The following is a 3,102-nucleotide window of genomic DNA, read 5'->3' on the forward strand; positions in this document are numbered from 1 at the left end:
TGGGTCCTCTTCATGACCGACCTCCTTCATGATGTATATATACATTATCCCTTTTCCGGAGACATGTCAATCAGGGGTTTTACGCGCAATGAGACGGCCGTGACCTGTGGGCACGAAATTGATTTCCCCGGAGGTTTTTATTTAAAATAAGGTAAAAGATTTTTCAGGAGGAGATGTGCGATGTACAATGTCGTAGTGAATGCGGAGTCCTGCACGGGTTGTGAAGAGTGCGTGAATGTCTGCCCGCAGGGTGTGTTCCAGATGACGAACGCCAAGTCAGACCCCTATCAGACAGGAGAGTGCGTCTTCTGCGAGAGCTGTCTCGGCGTGTGCCCCTCGAATTCGATAACCATTACCGAGATCTAGGGTCGAAGCTCAGACAATAAAAAAGGGATGCCCGGAAGGCATCCCTTTTTTATTTCCGCCGGCCTCGTGAAGGCAGGCGCTTAGCTCTTCTGGATGTAGAGTTCCCAGTAGCCCTTGTCGTCGAGCTTTACGGACTCAAATTTGTATCCCTGCTTTTCCGCGTACCTCGGAAGCGAGTCTTCCGCCGATGCCGGCGCATCGCAGAGGATCTTCAATAACCCTCCGCTCGGCATCTTCTCGACCGCCTTCTTCGTCAAAACCAGGGGATAGGGACATACCCTTCCGAGCACGTCGAGGGTCTCTGTCGGTGTCATGCTGCTCAACTCTCCCATTGTGTCACCTCCTTAAAAGAACAGGAGATGGTCTGAGGTTTCCATCTCCTTCATGATTTCGGTAAAGGGAACGATGCTTGCCTTCGTCTCCCCGCCTATTTCCTCGGCATCCATAATGAGTGAATCCTCGGTGAGACCGAGGCGCTCAACGTCTTCCTTGCAGATCAGCACCTTCAGGTCGAGGAGCAGGGAATTCTTGAGGTGCCCTTCGATGCTCGTGACGCCGTACATGTTCATCGCCTTCTGGTTCTTCAGACAGTTCAGCACGCCGTCGCCCATGAACGCCACCACCGGTTCGACCATGTCGCCGTCTTCCAGATATATTTCGACGGTCTGGCTCGCGATGGCATGGGTGAGCGCCAGTCTCGACGCCTCTACCTTATAGGGCAGGGTCTTCACCATAAACGCAAGTTTCTTCGTCGCCATATCAATCACCTCCTATATGAAGGACCCTGTCCGCGCCGAAGCAGCTCGCGAGATACCAGTCCATACTATGGCGCTTAAACCCTTCCATGGTGTCATCCTTCTTATACCCTCTCGCCTCTGCGCAGGCCTCGCAGGCGGTTGCCTGAAAGCTTCCGCTCGCGAAGAGCTCCTGCAGCTTTTTCTCGAGTGCGGAGTAATCTTTGAACGCCTTCTGCCCCTTTTTCGAGAGCATGGTCGCGTTTCCCGAGACCCACAGGTCTACGGTGTGGCCCTTCTGGATCGCGGCGTCGGAAAGCTTCACCGCAAAATCGAGGGAAAGCGATCCGACAAGTGAAGAGAAACAGCCGATCGTTAGTTTCGCCATGACAAGCCTCCTATACCCAGATTGTTTTCTCGTATTCGGTGAGTATCAGATCGACGAGGTCGCTGTAGGTCACGGCCTTCACCCTCTTGTCGATCTGATCTGCGGAGAATCCCTTTGTCTCCAGATCTTCGGTCAGCACGTAGAGGTTCGGGGTCTTGTCCAGGAGCGGAGATGCCTTCCCCCCTTCTTTTAACGCGGCATGGTAGACGCCGTTGCTCACGAGGATTATGCCGAGCTTATCAGTCTTGAGCCTCGAAACGATGTCGTCCATGTTTCTGTAGTCGCTGACAAGTACACCTAGCTTCATAGAAACACCTCCTGAAATTGATTTGGGGAGTGCGCTGCACATTTTTATATCACTTGGAGCCGCAAATTGTAAACAAAAAAACCTTTATGAATTTATTAGGAATTGTTATACCATAAACCCGTGAACTTCGATACGGTCCTGAAGAGGGGAAAAGCGGACAAGCCGGCGGTCATTTTCGTCCATGGCCTCGGCATGGACAAGAGGATGTGGGTCTCCCCTGAGGAGTCGCGCATCCTCGGCGGGAGGTTCCCTCTCAGCGTGCTTGTCAGTGAAGAGCCGCAGCCACAGGCGGTGCGGCGAGACGGCGGAGGGGCTGTCACGAAGAAACTCTCTCTCGGTATCCCCCCCGGGGATCCTTCGACCCTGTTCCATTCCCTCAGCGAACAAGGCTTTACCGCGCTCGCCTGGAGCCAGAAGCGGCCTTCGGCCGTAATCGACGTCGCGGTCTCCGAACTCTCGGAGGTTCTATCCCTCCATAAGGAGCACTTCAGGTCCGGGATAGTGCTCATCGGCCACAGCAGGGGAGGCCTGATCGCGCGGCGATATCTTTCCAGAGGGGACGGGAGAGTGCGTGGTCTCGTCACGCTCGCCACTCCCCATCGAGGCAGCAAAATGGCGCAATGGGCGGGCCAACTCGCGCCGCTCGCGGCCCTCCTGAGCCCTTTCCTGTCTGATGCGGAAAGGGGGACGCTCGCCTACACGATCAAGAAGATCGCGGAGTTTCTCACCGGCAGGGCGGTCAGGGAACTGCTCCCCGGGTCACCGTTTTTTCAATCGCTTGATGACAAGGTGCCCGGCGGGGTGGAGTTCTTTTCTGCCGGCGGGACGCATCCGACCCTTCTTCGCGTCTACCGTCTGGTCCTCATCGCAGAAGGCGAACAGGAGAGGATCGCCTCGGTGCGGAAAGTTCTCTCTGCCCCCGATATCCTCCGCAAGATCATCCCCGGCCGTTTCTTCCCCGCCGAGATGACGAGGGGCAGGGGTGACGGTCTCGTTTCGACCGAGAGCTCCTGCCTCCCGTGGGCGGGGAAGCATCGCCTCTATGACGTTAACCATGCCGGGATCCTCTTCGATGAGAAGGTCAGGGCTGACGCAAAAGACTTTCTCAATAGACTGACGTGAGGTGAGACTTTACGGATTAATGAGATTTGCCACAGAGTACACAGAGGTCACAGAGAGGGAGGCGAGAGAAGTCTCGCTGGCTTCACGATTGCCTCACGATTTGTTTGATTAAGAAGAGGAAGTTCCTTTGTCGAAAGCCGGAGTAATCAAGAAGTGAAAGAGAGGCTAAAATTGCTTCCTTTCTT

At 54.9% G+C, this 3,102-nt stretch carries 6 protein-coding genes; 2 read left to right on the top strand and 4 right to left on the bottom strand.

What is annotated here, in order from left to right:
• Positions 1 to 180 precede the first annotated feature (180 nt).
• Positions 181 to 366 (top strand): 4Fe-4S binding protein, encoded by a 186-nt coding sequence (locus VEI96_06370; protein HXX57607.1) that lies wholly within the window; start codon positions 181 to 183, stop codon positions 364 to 366.
• An 80-nt stretch (positions 367 to 446) separates the two neighbouring features.
• On the opposite strand, the gene VEI96_06375 is transcribed toward VEI96_06370, so the two are convergent.
• From VEI96_06375 to VEI96_06390, 4 genes are read right to left on the bottom strand one after another with little or no spacing between them, the layout of a single operon-like run.
• Positions 447 to 698, bottom strand: coding sequence for a sulfurtransferase TusA family protein (locus tag VEI96_06375; protein HXX57608.1), 252 nt, complete (start codon positions 696 to 698; stop codon positions 447 to 449).
• A 12-nt stretch (positions 699 to 710) separates the two neighbouring features.
• A complete protein-coding gene (locus VEI96_06380; protein HXX57609.1) occupies positions 711 to 1,124 on the bottom strand; it encodes a DsrE family protein in 414 nt (137 codons plus the stop codon).
• 1 nt (position 1,125) lies between these two features.
• Positions 1,126 to 1,488: a DsrE family protein gene (locus VEI96_06385; GenBank protein ID HXX57610.1), complete on the bottom strand. Its 363-nt coding sequence runs from the start codon at positions 1,486 to 1,488 to the stop codon at positions 1,126 to 1,128.
• Positions 1,489 to 1,498: 10 nt separating this feature from the next.
• Positions 1,499 to 1,795: a DsrH/TusB family sulfur metabolism protein gene (locus tag VEI96_06390; protein HXX57611.1), complete on the bottom strand. Its 297-nt coding sequence runs from the start codon at positions 1,793 to 1,795 to the stop codon at positions 1,499 to 1,501.
• 102 nt (positions 1,796 to 1,897) lie between these two features.
• Between VEI96_06390 and VEI96_06395 the strand changes: the two genes are divergently transcribed.
• Positions 1,898 to 2,917 carry an alpha/beta fold hydrolase gene (locus VEI96_06395; protein HXX57612.1) on the top strand — a complete coding sequence of 340 codons (1,020 nt, stop codon included), beginning with the start codon at positions 1,898 to 1,900 and terminating at the stop codon, positions 2,915 to 2,917.
• Positions 2,918 to 3,102 lie beyond the last annotated feature (185 nt).

This window comes from Thermodesulfovibrionales bacterium (assembly GCA_035622735.1).
Lineage (GTDB): Bacteria > Nitrospirota > Thermodesulfovibrionia > Thermodesulfovibrionales > UBA9159 > DASPUT01.

Coding starts and splice junctions, on each gene's coding strand:
- VEI96_06390 (HXX57611.1), bottom strand. CDS start 1,795: ATGAAGCTAGGTGTACTTGTCAGCGACTACAGAAACATGGACGACATC.
- VEI96_06375 (HXX57608.1), bottom strand. CDS start 698: ATGGGAGAGTTGAGCAGCATGACACCGACAGAGACCCTCGACGTGCTC.
- VEI96_06380 (HXX57609.1), bottom strand. CDS start 1,124: ATGGCGACGAAGAAACTTGCGTTTATGGTGAAGACCCTGCCCTATAAG.
- VEI96_06385 (HXX57610.1), bottom strand. CDS start 1,488: ATGGCGAAACTAACGATCGGCTGTTTCTCTTCACTTGTCGGATCGCTT.
- VEI96_06370 (HXX57607.1), top strand. CDS start 181: ATGTACAATGTCGTAGTGAATGCGGAGTCCTGCACGGGTTGTGAAGAG.